We start from the raw sequence: 4,799 nt of genomic DNA, 5'->3' as shown, positions 1-4,799 counted from the left end.
GCTGATCGGGGAAGCCGTGAGGGCCCCGCTCAGGCCCGCCCCGAGGCCCCGCCGCCGCTCGTGGCCGGCCGGGGTCCCGGGGACGCGCTGGATGCGACCTACAGCGGTGTGACGTACGCGCCGGAGATGCCGCCGTCGACGAGGAAGTCGCTGGCGTTGACGAAGGAGGAGTCGTCGCTGGCCAGGAAGGCGACGGCGGCGGCGATCTCCTCGGCCTCGGCGAACCGGCCGACCGGGATGTGCACCAGGCGGCGGGCGGCCCGCTCCGGGTCCTTGGCGAACAGCTCCTGCAGCAGCGGGGTGTTGACCGGTCCGGGGCAGAGGGCGTTGACGCGGATGCCCTCCCGCGCGAACTGCACGCCCAGTTCACGGGACATGGCGAGCACGCCGCCCTTGGAGGCGGTGTAGGAGATCTGGGAGGTGGCCGCGCCCATCCTCGCCACGAAGGACGCCGTGTTGATGATCGACCCCTTGCCCTGCCGCCGCATGTAGGGGATCGCGGCCTTGCAGCACAGGTAGACGGAGGTCAGGTTGACCTCCTGGACCCGCTTCCAGGCCTCCAGCCCGGTCTCCAGGATGGAGTCGTCGTCGGGCGGGGAGATGCCCGCGTTGTTGAAGGCGACGTCGACGCTGCCGTAGGTGTCGTAGGCGGTCCTGAACAGCGCCTCGACCTGCTCCGGGTCGGTGACGTCGACCTTCACGAAGAGGCCGCCCACGTCCTCGGCGGCGGCCTTGCCGCGGGTCTCGTCGACGTCGGCGCAGACGACGTGCGCGCCCTCGGAGGCGAGCCGGCGGGCGGTGGCGAGACCGATGCCGCTGCCGGCGCCGGTGATGACGGCCGTACGGCCGACGAGGCGACGGCACACGATCGGCTCGGTCGCGGAGGTGGAAGAGGTCACTGGGCAGGGCCTTCCGTGCTGATGAAGACGTTCTTGGTCTCGGTGAAGGCGGTCAGGGCGTCCGGGCCGAGTTCCCGGCCGAGTCCGGACTGCTTGTAGCCGCCGAAGGGGGTCCAGTAGCGCACGCTGGAGTGGGAGTTGACGGACAGGTTGCCCGCCTTGACGGCCCGGGACAGGCGCAGGGCGCGGCCGATGTCGCGGGTCCAGAGGGAGCCGGAGAGGCCGTAAGGGGTGTCGTTGGCGAGCCGGATCGCGTCCTCCTCGTCGGTGAAGGGCAGCAGGACGGCGACCGGGCCGAAGATCTCCTCGCGGGCCGCCTCGGAGTCGGGCGCCTCGCCGGTGAGGACGGTCGGCGCGAACCAGAACCCGGGCCCGTCGGGCGCGCTGCCGCGCAGACCGGGCGCGCCCTCGGGCACCAACTGCCGTACTCGGTCCAGCTGCTGACGGGAGATGAGCGGGCCCATCTGGGTCTTCTCGTCGGCCGGGTCGCCCACCACGACGGCCTTCAGAGCCTCCGCGAGCAGCTCCCGGACCTCCTCGTACACCGGTTCCTGGACCAGGATCCGGGTGCGGGCGCAGCAGTCCTGGCCGGAGTTGTCGAGGAAGGAGAAGGGGTCGACAGCGGTGCGCAGGTCCGCGTCGGCGAAGACGATGTTGGGGCTCTTGCCGCCGAGTTCGAGGGTGACGGGCTTGACCTGGCGGGCGCAGCGTTCCATGACGTCACGGCCGGTGCGGGTGGAGCCGGTGAACACGATCTTCGCGACGCCGGGGTGTTCCACGAGGGCGGTCCCGGTGACCGGCCCGTGTCCCGGGAGCACCTGGAACAGACCCTCCGGCAGCCCCGCCTCCAGGGCGAGTTCGGCCAGGCGCAGGGCGGTGAGGGGGGTGGTCTCGGCGGGCTTGAGGACGACGGCGTTGCCGGCGGCGAGCGCTGGTGCCGTGCCCCAGGCGGCGATCGGCATGGGGAAGTTCCAGGGCGCGATGACGCCGACCACGCCGAGGGGTTCGAGGATCGTGACGTCGAGGCCGCCGGGGACCGGGATCTGGCGGCCGTTGAGCCGTTCCACGCCGCCGGCCGCATAGGCGAGCAGGTCACGGACGTTGCCGGCCTCCCAGCGGGCGTTGCCGAGGAGGTGACCGGCCTCCCGGACCTCCAGTGCGGCCAGTTCCTCCACGTGCCGGTCGACGACGTCGGCGAACCGGCGCAGCAGGCGGGCCCGGTCGGCGGGGGCCGCGGCGGCCCACCTCACCTGTGCCGCGGCGGCCCTGGCGACCGCCGCGTCCACGTCGGCCGCGCCGGCGGCGGGGACGGTGGCGACGACCTCCTCGGTGGCCGGGTTGAGGACGGTCAGCTCATGCTCGTACGACAACGAAGGACCTTTCACAGACACTCGGGATCACAGGCGTTCGAAGGAGCGGCGCAGCTCCCAGTCGGTGACCGCCGCGTCGAAGGCTGCCAGTTCGACGCGGGCCATGTTGCGGTAGTGCGCGACGACCTCGTCGCCGAAGGCGGCCTTGGCGATGGGGCTGTTCTCCCAGAGCTCCGCGGCCTCGCGCAGGGTGGTGGGGACCTGGTCGTATCCGGCGGTGTAGGCGTTGCCGGTGCAGACCTCGGGCAGCTCCAGTTTCCGCTCGATGCCGTACAGTCCGGCCGCCACCAGTCCGGCGACCGCGAGGTGCGGGTTGACGTCGCCGCCGGGCAGCCGGTTCTCGAAGCGCAGGGAGCGGCCGTGGCCGACGACACGCAGCGCGCAGGTGCGGTTGTCGTGGCCCCAGGCGACGGCCGTGGGGGCGAAGGAGCCCGGCTGGAACCGCTTGTAGGAGTTGATGTTGGGGGCGTAGAGCAGCGAGAAGTCCCGCAGGGCCGCGAGCTGGCCCGCGAGGAAGTACCGCATCACGTCCGACATGCCGTCCGGGCCCGCCATCGCGTTGTTGCCGGCGGCGTCGGCGAGCGAGAGGTGGATGTGGCAGGAGTTGCCCTCGCGCTCGTCGTACTTGGCCATGAAGGTGAGCGAGACGCCCTCCTGGGCGGCGATCTCCTTGGCCCCGGTCTTGTAGACGGCGTGCTGGTCGCAGGTGGTCAGGGCCTCGTCGTACTTGAACACGATCTCGTGCTGGCCGGGGTTGCACTCCCCCTTGGCGGACTCGACGGTGAGACCGGCGGCCGTCATGTCGTTGCGGATCCGGCGCAGCAGCGGCTCGATGCGGCCGGTGCCGAGCACCGAGTAGTCGATGTTGTACTGGTTCGCCGGTGTCAGTCCCCGGTAGTCGGCGTCCCAGGCCTGTTCGTAGGTGTCCTTGAAGACGATGAACTCCAGCTCGGTGCCGACCTGGGCGGTGAAGCCGTGCTCGGCGAGCCGCTCCAGCTGGCGGCGCAGGATCTGGCGGGGCGCGGCGACGACCGGCGAGCCGTCGTTCCAGGCGAGATCGGCGATCAGCATGGCCGTACCGGCGTTCCAGGGCACGCGGCGCAGGGTGCTCAGGTCCGGGTGCATGGCGAAGTCGCCGTAGCCGCGGTCCCAGGAGGACATCGCGTAGCCGTCGACGGTGTTCATCTCGGTGTCGACGGCGAGGAGGTAGTTGCAGCCCTCGGTGCCGTGGTGGAGTACCTCGTCGAGGAAGAAGCGGGCGGCGAACCTCTTGCCCTGGAGCCGTCCTTGCATGTCGGGGAAGGCCAGGACGACAGTGTCGATCTCACCGCTCGCGACGAGGGCGTGCAGTTCCTCGACGCTGAGCGGGGGTGTGCGGTCTGCCACGGGAGAGCTCCTTCGGCTGCGCGTTTTTCCGACCGGGCCGGGAGCCATAAGGTATTGCTCTGGACCATTGCTTGGGAAGGGGGCTCGGCCATATGTCGGTGGACGCTGACGGCGGGCCGGACGACCGGTTGACGCCGGTGCTGCGGCCGGTCAGGGCGGGCAACGGCTTCGAGGAGGCGCTGGAGCAGATCCTCCAGGTGGTGCGGCTCGGGCTGGTGCCGGGGGGCGGGCGGCTGCCGGCCGAGCGGGAGCTCGCGGAGCGGCTCGGGATCAGCCGGGTGACGCTGCGCGAGGTCCTGAAGGTGCTCCAGGACCAGGGGCTGGTGGAGTCCCGGCGCGGGCGGTACGGGGGCACGTTCGTGCTGCCCCGGACGCAGAACGCGGTCGGCGGCGAGGAGTTGCGGCGCCGGATATCCGAGGTGGACATCGAGGACGTGCTGCGCTTCCGGGAGGTCCTGGAGGTGGGAGCGGCGGGTCTGTGCGCGGCGCACGGCCTCACGGACGAACAGGCGCAGCGGCTGCGGGAGGCTCTAGCGGCCACGCAGGAGGCTCCGCTGGCGGACTACCGGCGGCGGGACACACTGCTGCACCTGACCCTCGCGGAACTGTGCGGCTCCCCCACGCTGACCGCGCAGTACGCGGCGGTACGGGCCTCGGTGAACGATCTCCTGGACTGCATCCCGCTCCTGGTCCGCAACCTGGAGCACTCGCAGCGGCAGCACGCGGCGCTGGTCGAGGCGGTGCTGGACGGGGACGCGGACGGGGCGCGGGAGATGATGCGGGAGCACTGCGCGGGGACGGCGGCGCTGCTGCGGGGGTTTCTGGCGTGACCTTGCCTCCCGGGCCCCGAACCGCAAAGGTATGACCGTGGGCCATTACAGGGCTGGGAGGGCCGAGTGACGACCGTACGACCGCTGATCGGCGTCAGCACGTATCTGGAGGCCGGGGCGCGCTGGGGTGCCTGGGAGCTGGAGGCGGCACTGCTGCCGGCCGGCTATCCGCGGCTGGTGCAGCGGGCGGGCGGACTGGCCGCGATGCTCCCGCCGGACGCTCCGGAGCACGCGGCGGCGACGGTGGCCCGCCTGGACGGCCTGGTGATCGCGGGCGGACCGGACGTGGAGCCGGTCCACTACGGCGCCGCCCC

The 4,799-nt window shown here is 71.8% G+C and carries 5 protein-coding genes; 2 read left to right on the top strand and 3 right to left on the bottom strand.

Annotation, left to right across the window (positions count from 1 at the left end; genetic code table 11):
- Positions 1-98: 98 nt before the first annotated feature.
- From EHS43_RS37650 to EHS43_RS37640, 3 genes are read right to left on the bottom strand one after another with little or no spacing between them, the layout of a single operon-like run.
- Positions 99-899, bottom strand: a complete 801-nt coding sequence (locus EHS43_RS37650) for a 3-oxoacyl-ACP reductase (RefSeq protein WP_125195115.1) — start codon at positions 897-899, stop codon at positions 99-101.
- Complete coding sequence (locus tag EHS43_RS37645) at positions 896-2,269, bottom strand: aldehyde dehydrogenase (RefSeq protein ID WP_125195114.1); 1,374 nt, start codon at positions 2,267-2,269, stop codon at positions 896-898. Before EHS43_RS37645 ends, EHS43_RS37650 begins: the two co-directional genes overlap by 4 nt.
- A gap of 27 nt (positions 2,270-2,296) precedes the next feature.
- Positions 2,297-3,655 (bottom strand): glutamine synthetase family protein, encoded by a 1,359-nt coding sequence (locus EHS43_RS37640; protein WP_125195113.1) that lies wholly within the window; start codon positions 3,653-3,655, stop codon positions 2,297-2,299.
- Between the two features lie 92 nt (positions 3,656-3,747).
- On the opposite strand from EHS43_RS37640, the gene EHS43_RS37635 reads away from it, so the two are divergent.
- Positions 3,748-4,485, top strand: coding sequence for a FadR/GntR family transcriptional regulator (locus EHS43_RS37635; protein ID WP_125195112.1), 738 nt, complete (start codon positions 3,748-3,750; stop codon positions 4,483-4,485).
- Positions 4,486-4,551: 66 nt separating this feature from the next.
- Positions 4,552-4,799, top strand: a 248-nt coding sequence (locus tag EHS43_RS37630; RefSeq protein WP_148104192.1) for a gamma-glutamyl-gamma-aminobutyrate hydrolase family protein, incomplete at its 3' end; no start/stop codon positions are given.

This window comes from Streptomyces sp. RP5T, assembly GCF_003933965.1.
Taxonomy (GTDB): domain Bacteria; phylum Actinomycetota; class Actinomycetes; order Streptomycetales; family Streptomycetaceae; genus Streptomyces.
The sequence above is the reverse complement of the archived record's forward strand: the minus strand, read 5'-3'. Positions and strand labels throughout refer to the sequence as shown.